We start from the raw sequence: 17,272 nt of genomic DNA on the forward strand, positions 1-17,272 counted from the left end.
TTTATTCCTAATCAACCTGCATAACGGATTGTTGCTGGTGCAGCTCCCGTAGCAGGTGGGTAGCCTTTAACTGGGTCAGCACTGCATCAATGGCGTAGATCTCCAGTTGCTGGCTCGGCTGGTAGTTAGCGAGCGGCTGCAGGGGCTCGCCAGTCAGCTTGGCGTTGAGGATGTCGACAAATTGGTCGTACGCTTTTTGTGGGTAGGCAGCGACCGTTACTTCGGCAATTCCCGCCCGAATCTCTTCAATTGAAAAGCTCGTCTTGAACAGACCAATCAGCAAAAGATCAACTAATTGGTTCACCGCATACTTCTTCTTTACCGGTGCCTGAATCACTTTTTTCTTAACGTAATTATTGACCATTGACTTCGTTAGTGGTTCCACACCAATTGCTAACAACTGGTCATTGACAATCGTTACCACCTGATCGATGTATAGGCCAAGCGTCGGTAGTTCTTTCCAGCGGGGAAAGCGCGTCTGGGCAAGTTTCCCCGTCCAATCCTGATAGCTTTGCTGAATCATCCTAGTCGTCCTCCTTTGCGGAAATTCCAATCGACTGGTTGCGGTAGCGGTCGGTCAGCAGCGCCTGCTCAATCACTCCTGCTAAGGTCTCCTCACTGACGCCCTTACCAGTGACCGCCTGCCCCTCGGACGTGATTACCGCGGGACTAGCCGTCGCCGTCAGCGGCAGGGAGCGAATCACCGTATACGGCAGTTCTAGCTCGTCAATCATCTTAATTGCGTACTGGTGAGCCCAGAGGTATTCCTGCGCTCCCTTGCCATACCACCGCTGCACTTGTTCTGGCGTCGCATCATCTGCCGTACCGACCATTGATAGCATAACAATCTTTTGGGGAGTAAACACCGCCTGGTCGATTTGCGCAGCCAGCGCTTGCACTTCCTCATCTACTGGAGCATTGATCTCTGGGAGCCAGCATAACTGGTCCCCCCGCTGAAAACTCACTTTGAGACTGCTTACCGCCACCGCATCGTACATTTTTTTCATGATCAGCTGGCTAAGCCGGTCATGCCGGCAACTGACAATTATCGTGCGCCCCATTTGACCACCCCTCTGCTAATAAGCCATTAGTTCATCGTCTACCGTGGCGTCCTCGATCCGGACGTCGGTGATGGTGTTTTGTTCCAGCAGTGGCAACAGGGCCTGGATATTACCGGTATACAGGAACCGGGTTTGGTTTTCTGCCTCGCCGAGCATATGAGCCCCCATCTTCATCGCCACGTCAATTGGCAGCCCCGTCCCCGTTACGGTTACCGTGCAGTCGACTCCATCACTCGGATTAATATCACGAGCAGACGTCAACCGACTGCCGCTGAAATAATAAATCGTCTGGGCAAACCGCATCATGGTCGAAACGTCATTGCTGGAAAAGAGCACTATGGAGTTGGTCTTTTGAGCATAGTCCCTCACTAGGTTGCCAATCGTCTGCCGTGCCGGCGCGGGCAGCTGATCGAGGGCATCACCAAGGAAGACGACCGGGCGCCGCAACGCTAACATAATGATCACCCGCAATTCGACCTGCTGGCTGGCCGTTAACGCCGCCACCTTATCGTCATGCTTGATTCCCAACGGTGATAGCATCGGCAGTGTTTGTTCAACCGGCAGGGCATCTTTCAAGTGGCGACTGACATGGTGAATGGCCCGCTCAACTGTTTTGCCCTTTAGGACCAACCGGGCAAACGAGGTCACCACTTGTTCGGGGTGGCGCTTTAGCTGTGACAGGTCGTTGCCGTTAATTTGGACGGATCCCTCAATCATTTTTCCTTGATTCATCAGCAGTTGTTCTAAGGCCGCTACCGGTGCCGTGCTATTGCTGCACAGCGCCACCATCTGCGGTGACATCAGGCCCAGTGATACTTCTTCCAGTTCGTCTCCCGACTTTGCTTCAAAGGTCAGGTTATTCAACACAACACTGCTCACTATCCATTCCCCCGTTAAAGATCTTATGATTTAGTATTAATTTTAGCATTTTACCCGGAAAGATGGTTTATTATTCAACTTATTTCATCCTAAAAAATAATAACTTCACGGAAAAATTAACATTCGCGCAAAAGAATATTACAAGTTACCGCTTTTTTAGCGTATAATTAAACCTGCGAGAATATCAAAGCAGAAAGAAGGGTTCTAATGGCCAAAATGAATATCCTATACATATCGCTTGAAGGGAATACGCGCTCCTTTGTAAAACGATTGACTGCCTTTGCCAAGCAGCAAAACATGATTAACCAGGCTAATCCTGAAATCAACGCCAAGGAAATCGGGCCTCAGGACGCCCCTGCCAGTGAGAGCAAACCATTTTTCGTCTTTGTTCCTACCTACCTAACCGGGGGCAACGGGATTGATTCTGGCTATACCGAAATCATGACCACGGCACTGGGTGAGTACATTGAGGACGGTAATAACGCTCGTTACTGCATCGGCGTGGTTGGTAGCGGCAATAAGAATTTCAACGAGCAATACTGCTTGACTGCACGTAAGTATGCCAAGATCTTTAACGCACCGTTCCTAGATAATTATGAATTACGGGGAACTGACGCGGACGTGGAACGGATTTACGGCTCCCTTACCAAAGAATGGGCAAAAAACGGTATTAGCGAAGAATAGTCGCCACGTAAAAGGAGGCTGGGAGAAAGAACTTTCTCCCAGCTTCTTGGCTATTGTAAACAGCAATGACGAAAATGGGACCACGAGCTAGCCAAGCTAGTTCATGGTCCCCTCTCTTTAATTCATAATTATTCCACACCAACCAGCTCATTGCCCGCGCAAATCAGCCAGGTAATTCCGTAGCGGTCCACCACCTGGCCCATCATGCCGCCCAGCATCCAGTTGCCAAACGGAACCGTGACCCGTTGTTCGTCAGAATCCGCTAACCGCGTAAAGAGCTGCTGGGCGTCACCCTTATCGTCACCAAAATTCAGCATAATAGAAATCAGTGTCGAAGTCTGCGGGTTGCCCATCGTCGCGTCTGCGCAGATAATCCTTTGTCCCGCAATGGAAAACTCTCCGTAGAGGGTGGTTGCCGTCAAGTCATCAGTGGTCAGGCCAATGTTTTCAGCCTGCTTTTCGCTTAGCGGCTGGTGGTGCACAATTTGCGCCCCAAAGTTTTGGACGTAGTAGTCCATTGCCTCCTTGGCATTTTCAAAAGTTAAGTACGGGTAGATTTTTGCCGTCATATTTTTCCTCCGTATAAATCTTCGCTATTGATTATATGGTTAGAAGCGGTTTCCGTCAAATTTTGCTCGGAATCACAGTCGAGATTGCCCTAGTTAGTAAAAGGTTTTAGTGTGGTATAATAGTGTTTAGCTATTTTAGATTACGAAAGGACGAATCTTGTGGAAAAAGTTAAAAAACATAGTCCGCTGCTTATCTTAGGCCTTCTCTTGCTTGGCGTTTGCATGCGGATGCCGATCACTTCTATCCCATCCGTCATCAAAGAAATTGCCCAGACCTTCAACGTGGCGCCAACCAGCCTCGGAATCCTAACAACCATCCCCCTGCTCTGCTTTGGTTTGTTGTCATCCGTCGTTTCAGCGACCGCCCAGCGAATCGGGAACGAATTAACCATCGCCATTGCCATGGCCTTGATGTTTATCGGTTCCTACCTCCGGATCATCAGTTTCCCGCTGCTAATGGTGGGGACAATTCTGGTGGGAGTCGCCATTACGTGTATCAACGTTTTGCTGCCAGCAATCATTACGGATAAGTTTCCGGAACGAATCGGCAGTATTACAGGAATGTATAACACTGCGATGACCCTGTTTGCGGCTATCGGGGCTTACGCCATCACGCCAATCACCCACCAGAGCAGCTGGCAGACCGCGGTCATCCTTATTAGTTTGATTGCCTTAATTAGTGCGATTGTTTGGCTGCCAAACCTCAAGTACAACGAACACGCCACGGCTGGCCAGCAAGCCGACAAGGGAACCAACATGTGGAAAGAAGTCAACGCCTGGTGGTTGCTGCTGTTCTTCGGCTTTCAGTGCTTCGTCTTTTACAGTGTTGTAGCCTGGCTGCCCACAATCGCGATGAGCGCGGGACTTAGCAGTGATCAGGCCAGTTTGATCGCCGGACTGCTTCAGTTGTTTGCCTTACCATTTGCCTTTGCGGTTCCCGTAATCGCGGCGAAAATGACCAACCGGCAACCAATTATGCTGGCAGCCGGGCTGTCCGCAATGGTCGGCACAGTCATGATGTTCTTCCCGGTCAACTCCTTTGCCTACTTCTGCGTTGTCGCCTTGCTGCTCGGTGCGGGCTCAACGACCACGTTTGTGCTAGCAATGACCTTGTTTGGCCTCAAGACGAAGAGCGCTGCCGACACCCGGAACCTTTCCGGGATGGTTCAATCAATCGGCTACTTAATCGCAGCCCTCGGGCCAGTCATCATCGGCAACCTAAATGCACAGACGCACAACTGGTTTGCTAGCGTCGCGGTCATCTTAGTGGCAGCATTTCTCTTCACTCTTTTTGGAATGCTCGCCGAACGTCACCAGTATATTTAACTGAAAACAGCGCAACGGTAACTTTGTAAACTACCGCTGCGCTGTTTTCAATCAAATCGTGTACGGAAGCCAACCATGCCCCTCCTTTTTCTAAAAATGCTAGTTAAATTAGCGCTCAGAAAAAAGTCTAGGTTGACTGCAATAAACGTTAGCGATAATAACCAGTAATTCATTACTAACACTCCAATATATCAATTTTGATATATTAGTAAGAGACCCAAATACAATTTTGTATAGCTCATTTGCAACCCTTTGCAAAAAAACTTTTGCTCTAGACCATTTCCAAGCGTTTGACAACTGAAAGCTCATCTGAAGCCCCCTGACCACAATGGGCCATTTCCGCCCCAGCGCGGAAACAATTCCATTTATAGTGCAGACTTTAGCACGAGAGTATATAATTGGGAATGGTAAAAAATTTCTGTAATTTCAGAAGGAGTGAACATTTTGGCTACAGAAAATAAAGCTGTTATTACACTATTTGGTGCTACCGGTGACCTCGCTAAGCGGAAGCTCTACACTGCGCTTTTCAAGCTCTACCAAAAGGGCTACTTAGCAGACCACTTTGCCCTCCTCGGGACTTCCCGTCACGACTACAGTGATGAAGAATTCCAAGAACTTGTTCGCAACTCAATTAAGGACGTGGAAGAAAGCCGTGACGGTGAAGCCGCTGACTTCTCCAAGCATTTCTTCTACAAGGCCCACGACGTTACGAAGCCAGAACACTACACGATCTTAAAGGAACGGATCGAAGAGCTGGATAAGCAATTCGGTACGGAAGGCAACCGCCTCTTCTACATGTCGATGGCTCCCCAATTCTTTGGTACCATCGCCATGAACCTGAAGAAGCAGGGGCTCCTTTCCGACGACGGCTTCAACCGGCTGGTAATTGAAAAGCCATTCGGTCGCGACTTCGATTCCGCCAAGAAGCTGAACGACGCACTGTCCCAGACCTTTGACGAAAACCAGATCTTCCGGATCGACCACTACCTGGGTAAGGAAATGGTGCAAAACATCCAAGCACTGCGCTTTGGTAACACTATTATCGAATCCCTGTGGAACAACCGTTACATCGACAACATCCAGGTTACCCTGAGTGAAAAGCTGGGTGTCGAAGAGCGGGCCGGTTACTACGACCAATCTGGTGCCCTGCGTGACATGGTACAAAACCACATTATGCAGATCGTTGCCCAGTTGGCAATGGAACAACCAGTTTCCTTTACTGACACCGATGTCCGGGTTGAAAAGATCAAGGCATTGCGGAGTCTCCGTGTCTACACGCCATCTGAAGCTGCGGCTAACTTTGTTCGTGGTCAATACGATGCTGGTGACGGCACTGAAGCATACCGTTCTGCTGACGGGGTTGACCCAGAATCTGGTACTGAAACTTTTGTTGCTGCTAAGCTGTTGTTTGACAACTACCGCTGGTCTGGCGTGCCATTCTACGTTCGGACTGGTAAGAAGCTGGCCGACAAGTTTACCCGGATTGACGTGGTCTTCAAGAAGCCATTGATTGACATTTTCGCTGACCCACGGAACGAAAGCGACCAGTCACTGAACTCCAACGTTTTGACGATCTTTGTTGAACCAAAGTCTGGCTTCGCAATGCAATTAAACGCTAAGCGGGCTGGTCAAGGCTTCACTACCCAGCCGGTCGACCTCAAATACCTGCAAAGCGACTCCGACAAGAAGGAATCCCCAGAACCATACGAGCGTCTCTTCCACGACGCCCTGGAAGGCAACCACACCAACTTCGCTTCATGGGCTGAAATTGCTTACGCCTGGAAGTTTGTTGACGTTATCCGCAAGCTCTGGGACATCGAGAAGCCACAATTCCCGAACTACACTCCAGGCTCAATGGGTCCAGCAGCTTCCGACGAACTGTTGGCTCGTGACGGCCGCAAGTGGGTTTACCGCCTCAACCACTAATAATAATTTAACCAAGCGTTTTAAGTTTCAGCTTAAAACGCTTTTTTGTTATGTAAATCGGTTGCACAGTTTAATTTTTTTGCTATAATGGACATTGTGAAAATTATTACATGTATTTTCTATGAGGAGAGTGACTTTAATGTCAGAGAATAAAGCACAAATCGGTGTTGTCGGTTTAGCTGTTATGGGTAAGAACCTTGCATTGAACATTGAAAGTCGCGGCTTCACGGTTGGCGTATACAACCGTCACCGCAACCGGACAGATGAAATGATGAAGGACCACAGCGACAAGAAGCTGGTTCCTAGTTACACGATTAAGGACTTCGTTGACTCACTGGAAAAGCCACGGCGGATCCTGCTGATGGTTAAGGCTGGGAAGCCAACTGACGCTGTCATTGATGAATTACTCCCTCTGCTTGACAAGGGTGACGTTCTGATTGACGGTGGGAACACTAACTTCCACGACACCATGGAACGGAACGCTAAGCTGGACAAGTCCGGGATTAACTTTATCGGCATGGGTGTTTCCGGTGGTGAACTGGGTGCCCTCCACGGTCCTGCCCTGATGCCAGGTGGTCAAAAGGAAGCATACGACTTAGTTGCTCCTATTTTGACTCAGATTGCTGCCAAGGCTGAAGAAGACGGCAAGCCATGTGTTGCCTACATCGGCCCTAACGGTGCTGGTCACTACGTCAAGATGGTTCACAACGGTATCGAATACGGTGACGAAGAATTAATTGACGAAAGCTACAACATCATGCGGAACGTTTTGAAGATGCCTGTTGACGACATCGCCAAGACCTTTGCTGAATGGAACAAGGGTGAATTATCAAGCTACCTCGTTGACATCACTGCTGACATCCTGACTCGTAAGGATGACCTGGGTGACGACAAGAGCAAGCCAATCGTTGACATGATCCTTGACCGTGGTGCCAACAAGGGTACTGGTAAGTGGTCATCAATGACTGCCCTTGACGGTGGTGCTCCACAATCAGTTATCACCGAAGCCGTTTACGCTCGTTATATCTCCATGATGAAGGACGAACGGGTTGCCGCAAGCAAGGTATTGCCTGAAGTAACTGACTCCATCTCCATCGACGACAAGAAGGAAATGATTGAAAAGGTTCGTCAAGCCCTCTACTTCGGTAAGGTTATGTCATACGCCCAAGGATTCGAACAAATGCGGATCGACTCCGACCGTTACGGCTGGAACCTGAAGATGGGTGAATTGGCACAGATTTGGCGTGCAGGATGCATCATTCGTGCACAGTTCCTGCAAAACATCACTGATGCCTTCGACAAGAACCCTGACCTGAAGAACCTGCTTCTTGACGACTACTTCAAGGACATTGCTAAGAAGTACCAAAAGGCTATCCGGGACGTTGTTGCCCTGGCCGTTAAGGCTGGTATCCCAGTACCATCAATGAGTGCTGCCATCAGCTACTACGACTCCTACCGGGCTGAAGTGCTTCCTGCAAACCTGCTGCAAGCACAACGGGATTACTTCGGTGCTCACACTTATGAACGTGTTGACCGCCCAGGTAACTACCACTACAGCTGGTACGAAGAACAATAATTTTAGTTAAACCTTTTTTAAGAGCGTGGAGGACAAACGGCCTGCACGCTCTTGAAGCATAAAGAGGCCAGCAGTCGGCTTTTCCCTGATTGCTGGCGTCTTTTTAGATCCCGCTTTTGAACTTCGGCAATGTCATCTGTGGTTCAGGTCCAATTAGCTGCTTTGCTGAAGTTCCCTCCTGACTCCTACTTCCCGTCCAAGTCTGCACTTACTAAAAGTTTACTTGCTCGCAGTTGCTGGCAGAATATCCGTGACTGACTTTGCCCAGTGTATTCCATGTTATTAGACTAACAAGGTAAAATAGTGAACAATCATCGTAAAATTTTACTAAAAAATCATTGACAGCTTCATTGAAAGCGCTTAACATGATGGTTGTAAGCAATTATTTATTTTTGTTAGAAAAGAGGAGTCAAGAATGGATAAGCAAGAGCCACATATGGTCCGCTCACGTCTCGCATATTCTCTTGGGGCGTTCGGACATGACGCTTTCTTTGCATTACTATCAACGTACTTCATGATGTACGTTACTGGTCACCTGTTTACTTCAAGTGACAAGGGATTTGACAACCGGATGGTCGGTTACGTTACCGCCATCATCATGATTTTACGGATTGTCGAATTGTTAATCGACCCGTTGATTGGGAACGCAATCGACCGGACCAACACTAAATGGGGTAAGTTTAAACCGTGGGTTGTCGGCGGTGGTGTTATTTCAGCCGTCCTGCTGGCCGCTTTATTCACGCCCCTTGGCGGACTGAACGTCTCCAGCCCTTACCTGTACCTGGTTGTCTTTGCCATTATCTACATCATTATGGATATCTTCTACTCATTCAATGATGTTGGTTTTTGGTCAATGATTCCCGCAATGTCTTTTGATTCACACGAACGGGATAAGATCGCTACCTTTGCCCGGGTTGGTTCAACCATCGGTGGGCAAATCATTGGGTTTGTCATCATGCCAATGGTTCTGTTCTTCTCCATTAACCAAAATGGCGGAACCGGTGATGACCGTGGGTGGTTTATCTTTGCCGTAATCGTTGCTGCCATTTCTGCAATCACGGCCATCGGCGTCGGGATGTTTACCCACGAACAGAAGTCGCTGTTGCGGGAAAACAAGGAACAAACGAAGCTCAAGGATATCCTGCACATCCTGGTTAAGAACGACCAACTGCTAGCCATTGCGATGTCCTACCTGTTCTTCACCACTGGTCAGACTTTGCTGAACAGTTTTGAACTGTACTACTTCACTTACGTTCTCGGTAACTCCAAGGCCTTCTCTATCTTGGGTGGTTTGAACACGGTTGTCGGTGTGATTTCCGTCTTCGCCTTCCCACTGTTCTCAGGAAAGATCGGTCGGCACAAGCTCTTCTACGGTGCCGCTACGATCGAAGTTATCGGTGCCTTGATCTTTGCCTTTGCTGGCAAGTCATTAGCACTGGTCCTCCTTGGTGCCGAATTATTCTTCATCCCGCAACCAATTATCTTCCTGGTTGTCCTGATGACGATTACCGACTCTGTTGAATACGGTCAGCTGAAGTTAGGACACCGGGACGAATCCCTGACCCTGTCAATTCGGCCACTGCTGGATAAGTTCGGTGGTGCCGTTGCCAACGGGGTTGTTGGGATGGCTACCGTTGCCGCTGGGATGACCGGTGGTGCCACTGCCGCTACCATTACTGCCCACGGCGTTAGCGTCTTCAAGATTTACATGTTCTTGATTCCAATCGCCTTAATCATCGTTGGGATTATCATCTTCGCCATCAAGGTTAAACTGGACGAAAGTTCTCACGCCAAGATTGTGGCTGAGTTGGAACAAACCTGGGGTAAGCAATTTAAGGGTGGCGAAGCTGCTGCAGATACTGCAATTGAAGAGCCCGCTCCACAACCACAACCAGGTGAGACTGACATTCCAGCACCAGTTGCCGGTGAAGTTGTCAACCTGAAGGACGTCAGCGATCCTGCCTTTGCTGAAGGCAAGATGGGCGAAGGCTTTGCAATCAAGCCAACCGATGGTAAGGTTTATGCACCATTCGCCGGAACAGTGCGGGCAACCTTCTCTACCCGGCACGCCGTTGGGCTGGTTTCCGACAACGGGATTGCCCTCCTCATCCACATTGGGATCGATACCGTTAAGCTCCATGGAACCGGCTTTGTGACCTACTTCAACAAGGGACAACACGTTGAAAAGGGTCAAGAGCTGATGGAATTCTGGGACCCAACCATTAAGAAGGCGGGCCTGGACGATACGGTCATTGTCACAGTTACTAACAGTGAAAGTTTCAACCTCGATATGCTAGTTAAAGCTGGTACGAAGGTAACCACGAAGGATAACGTCCTGAAGGTTACCAAGAAAGATTCCACTAACAACTAGGTTGGCTAACGGAACAATAGGGCCATGATAGGTCCTCTTACCACACAAAAAAGGGACTCCAGTGCTCGTAAAACCGAACGCTGGAGTCCTTTAGCATTCTCTAAACGTATTGGCGCCTCCGCTTAATTATTAATCTGCGACTGTTCTTCCCGGTAGTCGCCGAAATAAGCATGGTAGAGCTGGCCGCTTAATGACCGCAATTGGGAATAGGAAAGATTATTGGCAAATAGCATAATTGTCTGCTTAGTGCGGTAATTGCAGTACAGTGTGCAGGAATAACCGCTGAGGTAGCCGTTTGCGTGCAGGTACGGCGGCTCAATATATGTACCACCAAAGTATGTTTCCTTCCCCGCTGGCCCGTGCTTGGCGATAAAGCGCCGCAACAAGTGCGGCTGCTCTAAGAATGCCCGATGATAAAAGCGCCAGTAGTCCTGGGGTGTACAGAAAACATCACCGGCACCAAGTTCCTTTGACATTGCTGTTTGCAGCTGTCCCCAATCATCTCCTGAACGAGTTACCTGCCCGGGACGCACCTGCTGGTATGACTTTACCTGCATCCCGGCAGGGCGTAAAATCTGCTGGTTTAGAAAGCTACGGTAGGACCGCCGGCTAGCCGTCCGTACTATCATTGCAAGAATGCTAAAATCAATATCCGCATAGTTCCAAGTGAAGTGACCGCTGGAACGATAGTGGCGAAGAAGGTAGTGTTCCTGCTCCTTTTCGCCCCCGAGCGGACGGTTTAAGGGCGGTTCTTGGTTGCTAAGCCCGCTGGTATGCATCATTAGCCGCTGGATACTAATCTGGTGTCCGTGGGGGATTGACGGCCAATAGCGGCTCAGCGGTGTCGCCAGCGAAAGTTTCCCCTGCTCAACTAAGCGTTCAATGGCAATTCCCGTCATTAATTTTTGAAAAGACGCAATGGGAAACAGCCGGTCCGTCTTGACAACCAGTCGCGGATCATCGGACGTCTGGTTGCTAATAACACGGGGATTGTGCGCGTGACCGTCGATTAGTACAATCCCGTTTACTTTATTTTCCCGAAGGACTTGCTGAATATCGGCAACCTGCTGCTGGCCGGCCGCCGCCTTGACCGGCATTGGGGTTATGAGCACACTAGTAACCATGATTAGCATTAAGATTATTCGCCATCGTCCTCGCATCATTCTCCCCTTCTCAGTTTTAATAAAGAAGAACAGGGCTATGACATAAGCCCTCTCACTTAGATAAAATACGAACGGTGCAGTACGCAAATGGGTTCCAGTGCTCGGCAAAGCCGAACTCTGAAACCCTATTTGCGCTTTCTAAAGACTAGCTACGCGTCGACGGGGGCTCGAAAACGAAGTCGCTTCCGACTTCTGTCTCGCTCCCTGTTACTGTTTTTCGATTAACTTAACGCTATTGGTCAACGGCAGTCCGAACGACTAATACGTCCACAGGAGCGTTCCGCTTTACGTACGAGGTTACGGAACCCATCACAGCCCGTTGCATCCGTGATAAACCACTGGCACCGATCATAATCATGTCGTTGTGGTGATCATGAATAAAGTCAAAGGAGATAATCGTCTTCGGGTTGCCTAGCCGAATGTGGATGTCCATGTTGTCAAAGTCATTCTTCTCCTTAGCTTCTTTCAAGAGCTTGCTAAGGTATTCCTTGGACTTGTCAACCAGCTGGTACGCAATGCTCCCGTCTGACATCCCTGCAAAGTTATAGGCCATTGCCCGAGTGTCGATGACGTTTAGGACATCAACGTGAGCACCATTGCGCTTAGCAACAAAAATTGCCCGCTCTAAAGCCAATTCAGATTCTTTAGAACCATCAACCGGCACTAAAATGTTTTGGTATTCTTGATCCATATGCTTGAGCCTCCAATGCAGCTTCTTGTATTGTCTATCTTTATTGTACCATTAAATCGTTGTCAGTAGTAAGCATTCATACGATGTAGCTAAATTTATCACAATTGACATTGACCAGGAAATCGCCTACAATTCAGTCAACACATTAAGCCACTATGAGAAAATATACATTAGGCTCTAATGGGATAAAACGAGGTTTACCAGATGGATAAGATTGATCGTAAAATTATTAATTCATTACAAAAAAATGCCCGTGCTTCCTTAAAGGACTTGTCAAAGGAATGTTTCATTTCATCGCCGGCAATTGCCGCCCGCATTAATAAACTCGAAAAATCAGGAATTATTAATGGCTACCATTCCTCAATTGACATCGAAAAAATCGGCTTTCACGTACGGGCTTTTATTCAGGTCCAGCTGGAACCACGGCAAAAGGATGAATTCTACCCCTATGTACAAAGCATTCCCAATGTGGTGGAGTGCAACTGCGTAACCGGAGATTATTCGGAAATCATGGAGGTCATTTTCCCTTCTACGACTGATTTGGATAACTTTATTAATACTATCCAGCAGCGCTTTGGCAAAACCAGTACCCAAATCGTTTTCAGCACCAGTGTCCAGCACCGTGGGATTACATTAGATGATGAGGCGTAATTTTTTACAAACAATAAAAAATCCGGGACCGTCTTCCGCAGTCCTGGATTTTTAATTTGGCTTCAATTATTTCCCGTAATTATCTAAGTAGTGGTTATATTGTTCCCGGTTCAATGACTTTTCTGATTCACCAATTACTAGGGTGGCAATTGAGTTCCCCACCACGTTAACTGCCGTCCGACCCATGTCAACGAAACGATCAATCCCGGCGATAAAGGTTAAACCGGCCATCGGAACCCCAATCGTCGAAACACTGGCAAGCAGGACCACAAAGGATGCGCCGGGCACCCCAGCCATCCCCTTACTGGTAATCATTAATACCACTAGGAGCGTAATTTGATGTGCAAGCGTCAGGTGCAAGCCGTACGCCTGTGCGAGGAAGATTGCCGCTAGTGATTGGTAAATCGCGGAGCCATCAAGGTTAAAGGTATACCCAGTAGGGATAACAAAGGAGGTAACCCCCTTTTCAACCCCCATCTCATGGGTCTTTTTCATCAGCCGTGGCAACGTTACTTCGGAACTAGCAGTTGTAAAGGCTAAGATGATTTCGTCCCAGATAACCCGCATCGTCTTCCAATAACGCAGGTGGAAGAGGTGGGCCGTAATCCCTAAAACAACAACGATGAAAATAATCATTGTCACGTAGGCAATTAAAATGAAGTAACCCAGCGGCAGGAGCGCACTGATTCCCATCTCCGCAATGGTCATCCCAATTAGTCCAAAGACACCAATGGGTGCAAACTTCATTACCCAGTTAGTGACCTTGAACATAACCTCAGAAACCCCGTTCAAAACATCAATCAGAATTTTGGCTTTTTCACCGACGGCCGCAATTCCCAACCCAAAGAGTACTGAGAATAGGATCACTGGCATCATGTCACCATCAGACATCGACTTAAAGATGTTTGTTGGAATAATTGAAAGAATCAAAGGCCAAAAGCCGCTGTCGTGAGCAGCATGCTTAGCTGTCGACATGTACTGCGAAATGTCCGTTGCGTGAAGATCATGAATATTGATAAAAGACCCTGGATGGGTAAGGTTCGCCATCCCAATCCCCAGTAGCAGGGCAATCGTGGTCAAGACTTCAAAATAGATTAACGTCTTGGCACCAATCCGTCCCAGCTTTTTTATGTCACCAATGTTGGCAATCCCGACGGTCAGACAGGAGACCACAATCGGCATGACAATCATTTGAATCAGCCGAATAAAGATGGTCCCCAGGCTTTGCATTACCGTAATGGCACCCTTATTTTGGTAAAAAATTACCCCGCAGACAATTCCTAATACTAAACCAATCATTATTTGCCAGCCCATACTCAGCCGGCCAAAGCGATAGCGTTTCACTTTTCATCCTTCTCTCCCTGTTAATGTCACTAACTACTTTAGCACATCCATTCACGGTTTTCACGTACCGATTTAATAAAAAGTGAACTTTAAACTAATTTTCAGTCATAGTCATTCACTATTTATAAATGTAAAATTTTATGATTTGGCTAGTAAAGTTCCGCTTCTATCAAAAAAGATGGCCCACCAGTTATTTCAACGTACAGTTTTTGCTAGTATTGTAGGAATTAATACTTGTTATTGTTTGCCTAAACTTTAGTGCCACTGATCAATATTACTCTACAAAAAAAGATTTATCTGTTAGCAGTTATTCACTATTTAAGAATAACAACAGTGTAATTGAATAACAGCTTTAAAAAACACCTAAAAAGATTTCGGGATCTAAAATAGTAAATTTAGCCTAATACTATTTAGCGGAGGGAGCTTATAATGGGTGCGAAATTCCGGAGTGTCTTTAATATCATCGGACCAACCATGATCGGTCCATCAAGTTCACATACAGCAGGTGCAGCCGCAATCGGACGTGCAGCATATAAACTATTTAATGGTCCTATCAGAAAAGTTACTGTTTATTACTACGAATCATTTGCTAAGACCCATCGTGGCCATGAAACTGACTATGCAATTGCTGCGGGTGTCCAGGGATTTGCCCCTGATGATTCTCGTGTGCCAAGAGCCGTTGAACTTGCTCGTCAGCACGGCATCGATATCCGTTTTGTAGAAGAAGGTCCCAGCCCTATTCATCATCCCAATACCGCTGTCCTTGAAGTTTCCAACGATAATCACTCAATTGAATTAACTGCCTGCTCCATTGGTGGCGGTGCGATTGAGATTCGGCAGTTTGTCATTGATAATATTACTGTCCAACCGGCCGGACCCCTCCCAATTATTGTTTACATAGATCACGGAAAAAAGCACCCTAATGCTGTTGAATTAACTGGTGTAGTCGAAAAAAATTGCACCATTCTACCGCAAGCAGTCACTTAAGGGCCAGGTCTACGATATTTATGAGTTTGATATAAAAAATTATATGAGTGCAGCAACGATTCAACAAATTGAGAAGCAGTTTAAAAATGTTATCTGTTTGTAAGTAGGGGGATAAGATAATGTACAACAGCATTAAAGAAATCGTTACTGCAGCAAATGAAACAGGAAAAAACAATTGCTGAATTAACCATTGAACAAGAGTGTCAGCTTTCTGGGAAAAGTCGTGATGAAATTTGGCAGCGAATGACTGTAAATCTTCAAACAATGCAAGCAGCCGTTCAACGCGGGGAAAGTGGCAGGGGAGTATTTTCACAGACTCATCTAACTGGTGGGGAGGCAGTTAAAATCAAAAATTACCGAGCAAGTCACCATCCACTCTCAGGTGATGTGATGATGGCAGCCGTTCAGGGAGCAATAGCAACTAATGAGGTCAATGCTGCAATGGGCATTGTCTGTGCAACGCCTACCGCTGGCTCATCTGGAACTCTTCCTGGAATACTATTTATGCTCAAAGAACGGCTTAGTTTAACGAAAAAACAAATGATAAACTTTCTTTTTACTGCCGGTGGAGTCGGATTAGTAATTGCTAACCATGCGGGTATTGCTGGTGCCACGGGGGTGCCAAGTTGAAGTCGGTAGTACCTCTGCAATGGGAGCTGCTGCCGCAGTCGAAGCTGCCAATGGAACACCCGAGCAAAGTGCACAGGCGATGTCTATCGTTATCTCCAATCTTTTAGGACTTGTATGTGATCCCATTGCTGGCTTGGTGGAAATCCCATGTGTCAAACGGAATGCAATTGGCGCGGGTAATGCTTTGATTGCCGCCGATATGGCATTAGCCGGCTGCACCAGCAAGATTCCGACAGATGAATGTATTATGGCAATGGATAAGGTTGGCCGGGGCTTACCGGCATCATTACGTGAAACTGGAATTGGCGGGTTGGCAGGCACACCGACCGGACAGGCAATCAAGGCGCGTATCTTTGGTAATGAGGTTTAGTTATGCGTGATGCTCAAGTAATTCGCAATGATATTGTTAACCAGCTTAGTTCTGTTATTGACCCAGAGCTTGGTATTGACTTAGTCAACCTTGGCTTAATCTACACCATTGATTTGGATGACCATGGTATCTGCCTCATTGAAATGACCTTGACAACAATCGGCTGTCCAATTTCGGACTACTTAGTTCAGCAAGTTAAAGTAGCAGTTAAACAAGTTGATGAAGTCAGGAATGTTGATGTGCAATTTGTTTGGGAGCCAGTATGGTCGCCAGACAGGCTAAGTCGAGCTGCTAAATTAGCATTAGGTATTTAAAAAAGAGTTCTCAACACAGCTTTGCGACTGATTTGGGGACTCTTTTCTGCTCTCCTCATCACTCCTGTCATTCTCCCTCTTACCCCTGCTTCCACATATATTTCTGGAAAATATTCACCAGTCCCATCAGCATTAATCCCGCCGTTAAAAGGTAATCGCTCCAATCATTATTAACAGTGACCATGGCCGCAAGCAGCGCGAATACCACTCCACAGCAGAGCTTATTAAGCCAGGTGGCCTTTTTGGTCTGGCCGGTGGTTCTTGCGGTTGAACAGCTTCTTATTCATCCCCAGAAAGAACGGCTGAACATACCATCCATAAAAAATAACAATACAAAAAGTAATCACAAATCCCCAGATACAAAACTGCGTAACCGGTGATTCATAATTTAGTTCATCCGTTATTAGGAAAAACAACCCCTTAAATACACTAAAGGCACTGTATGCTTTTCCCTGCTCCAAATAATTTTTGAGCTACTCATCCCCCTTGAGTAAGGAATCAAGCGAAACTTGGTACACTTCACTCAGCCGAACCAACATATTCAAATCCGGATAGCTCTTCCCCTGCTCCCAACTTGAAATTGTCTGCCGGGTCACAAAAAGTTGGTTAGCGACGTCGGCTTGGGTCAAACCCCAGCTGTTGTCGCTGTTGCTTAATTTGCGTGCTAAAATCCATCGATAATTCTCCCTTTTGCTTGATAATGTTGAATAGATTATATTAAAGCGCGGTC

General features: G+C 47.3%; 15 protein-coding genes and 2 pseudogenes. 9 read left to right on the plus strand and 8 right to left on the minus strand.

Translation table 11 applies throughout. From position 1 onward, the window contains the following. Window positions 1-7: 7 nt before the first annotated feature. The 3 genes from N4599_RS05980 to N4599_RS05990 are packed head-to-tail and all read right to left on the minus strand — an operon-like array spanning window position 8 to window position 1,940. Window positions 8-523, minus strand: a complete 516-nt coding sequence (locus tag N4599_RS05980) for a DUF1836 domain-containing protein (protein ID WP_191363318.1) — start codon at window positions 521-523, stop codon at window positions 8-10. Between the two features lies 1 nt (window position 524). Next, window positions 525-1,061 (minus strand): NAD(P)H-binding protein, encoded by a 537-nt coding sequence (locus tag N4599_RS05985; RefSeq protein ID WP_191363319.1) that lies wholly within the window; start codon window positions 1,059-1,061, stop codon window positions 525-527. Window positions 1,062-1,076: 15 nt separating this feature from the next. Continuing rightward, the gene (locus N4599_RS05990; protein WP_191363320.1) at window positions 1,077-1,940 is read right to left on the minus strand and encodes a multidrug ABC transporter ATPase; all 864 of its coding nucleotides are present in this window, start codon (window positions 1,938-1,940) and stop codon (window positions 1,077-1,079) included. A 207-nt stretch (window positions 1,941-2,147) separates the two neighbouring features. On the opposite strand from N4599_RS05990, the gene nrdI reads away from it, so the two are divergent. Then, window positions 2,148-2,624, plus strand: a complete 477-nt coding sequence (nrdI, locus tag N4599_RS05995; protein WP_062812878.1) for a class Ib ribonucleoside-diphosphate reductase assembly flavoprotein NrdI — start codon at window positions 2,148-2,150, stop codon at window positions 2,622-2,624. Between the two features lie 128 nt (window positions 2,625-2,752). Here nrdI and N4599_RS06000 read toward each other — a convergent pair whose 3' ends face one another. Then, a complete protein-coding gene (locus N4599_RS06000; RefSeq protein ID WP_062812877.1) occupies window positions 2,753-3,193 on the minus strand; it encodes a VOC family protein in 441 nt (146 codons plus the stop codon). Between the two features lie 159 nt (window positions 3,194-3,352). On the opposite strand from N4599_RS06000, the gene N4599_RS06005 reads away from it, so the two are divergent. The 4 genes from N4599_RS06005 (at window position 3,353) to N4599_RS06020 (ending at window position 10,392) form a co-directional block, all read left to right on the plus strand. Next, window positions 3,353-4,519 carry a CynX/NimT family MFS transporter gene (locus N4599_RS06005; RefSeq protein WP_191363322.1) on the plus strand — a complete coding sequence of 389 codons (1,167 nt, stop codon included), beginning with the start codon at window positions 3,353-3,355 and terminating at the stop codon, window positions 4,517-4,519. Between the two features lie 444 nt (window positions 4,520-4,963). Then, window positions 4,964-6,445 carry a glucose-6-phosphate dehydrogenase gene (gene zwf / locus N4599_RS06010; protein ID WP_004564466.1) on the plus strand — a complete coding sequence of 494 codons (1,482 nt, stop codon included), beginning with the start codon at window positions 4,964-4,966 and terminating at the stop codon, window positions 6,443-6,445. Between the two features lie 139 nt (window positions 6,446-6,584). Then, complete coding sequence (gene gndA / locus N4599_RS06015) at window positions 6,585-8,021, plus strand: NADP-dependent phosphogluconate dehydrogenase (RefSeq protein WP_004564456.1); 1,437 nt, start codon at window positions 6,585-6,587, stop codon at window positions 8,019-8,021. Between the two features lie 415 nt (window positions 8,022-8,436). After that, window positions 8,437-10,392, plus strand: a complete 1,956-nt coding sequence (locus tag N4599_RS06020; RefSeq protein WP_003715573.1) for a sugar MFS transporter — start codon at window positions 8,437-8,439, stop codon at window positions 10,390-10,392. Window positions 10,393-10,514: 122 nt separating this feature from the next. On the opposite strand, the gene N4599_RS06025 is transcribed toward N4599_RS06020, so the two are convergent. Then, a complete protein-coding gene (locus N4599_RS06025; RefSeq protein WP_260898440.1) occupies window positions 10,515-11,555 on the minus strand; it encodes a serine hydrolase domain-containing protein in 1,041 nt (346 codons plus the stop codon). A 232-nt stretch (window positions 11,556-11,787) separates the two neighbouring features. After that, window positions 11,788-12,246: a universal stress protein gene (locus N4599_RS06030; RefSeq protein WP_003715540.1), complete on the minus strand. Its 459-nt coding sequence runs from the start codon at window positions 12,244-12,246 to the stop codon at window positions 11,788-11,790. A 204-nt stretch (window positions 12,247-12,450) separates the two neighbouring features. Between N4599_RS06030 and N4599_RS06035 the strand changes: the two genes are divergently transcribed. Further along, a complete protein-coding gene (locus N4599_RS06035; protein ID WP_062812872.1) occupies window positions 12,451-12,897 on the plus strand; it encodes an Lrp/AsnC family transcriptional regulator in 447 nt (148 codons plus the stop codon). A 66-nt stretch (window positions 12,898-12,963) separates the two neighbouring features. Here N4599_RS06035 and N4599_RS06040 read toward each other — a convergent pair whose 3' ends face one another. After that, the gene (locus N4599_RS06040) at window positions 12,964-14,241 is read right to left on the minus strand and encodes a dicarboxylate/amino acid:cation symporter (protein ID WP_003715508.1); all 1,278 of its coding nucleotides are present in this window, start codon (window positions 14,239-14,241) and stop codon (window positions 12,964-12,966) included. Window positions 14,242-14,670: 429 nt separating this feature from the next. On the opposite strand from N4599_RS06040, the pseudogene N4599_RS06045 reads away from it, so the two are divergent. From N4599_RS06045 to N4599_RS06055, 3 genes and pseudogenes are all read left to right on the plus strand, one after another. Then, window positions 14,671-15,331: pseudogene (locus N4599_RS06045) on the plus strand (serine dehydratase beta chain). A 16-nt stretch (window positions 15,332-15,347) separates the two neighbouring features. After that, a pseudogene (gene sdaAA, locus N4599_RS06050) lies at window positions 15,348-16,228 on the plus strand (L-serine ammonia-lyase, iron-sulfur-dependent, subunit alpha). Window positions 16,229-16,230: 2 nt separating this feature from the next. Further along, entirely contained in the window at window positions 16,231-16,542 is a 312-nt protein-coding gene (locus N4599_RS06055; RefSeq protein WP_260898444.1) for a metal-sulfur cluster assembly factor, read from the plus strand. 473 nt (window positions 16,543-17,015) lie between these two features. Here N4599_RS06055 and N4599_RS06060 read toward each other — a convergent pair whose 3' ends face one another. Next, window positions 17,016-17,138 carry a helix-turn-helix domain-containing protein gene (locus N4599_RS06060; RefSeq protein WP_260902501.1) on the minus strand — a complete coding sequence of 41 codons (123 nt, stop codon included), beginning with the start codon at window positions 17,136-17,138 and terminating at the stop codon, window positions 17,016-17,018. Window positions 17,139-17,272 lie beyond the last annotated feature (134 nt).

The organism is Limosilactobacillus oris, assembly GCF_025311495.1.
Classification (GTDB): domain Bacteria; phylum Bacillota; class Bacilli; order Lactobacillales; family Lactobacillaceae; genus Limosilactobacillus; species Limosilactobacillus oris_A.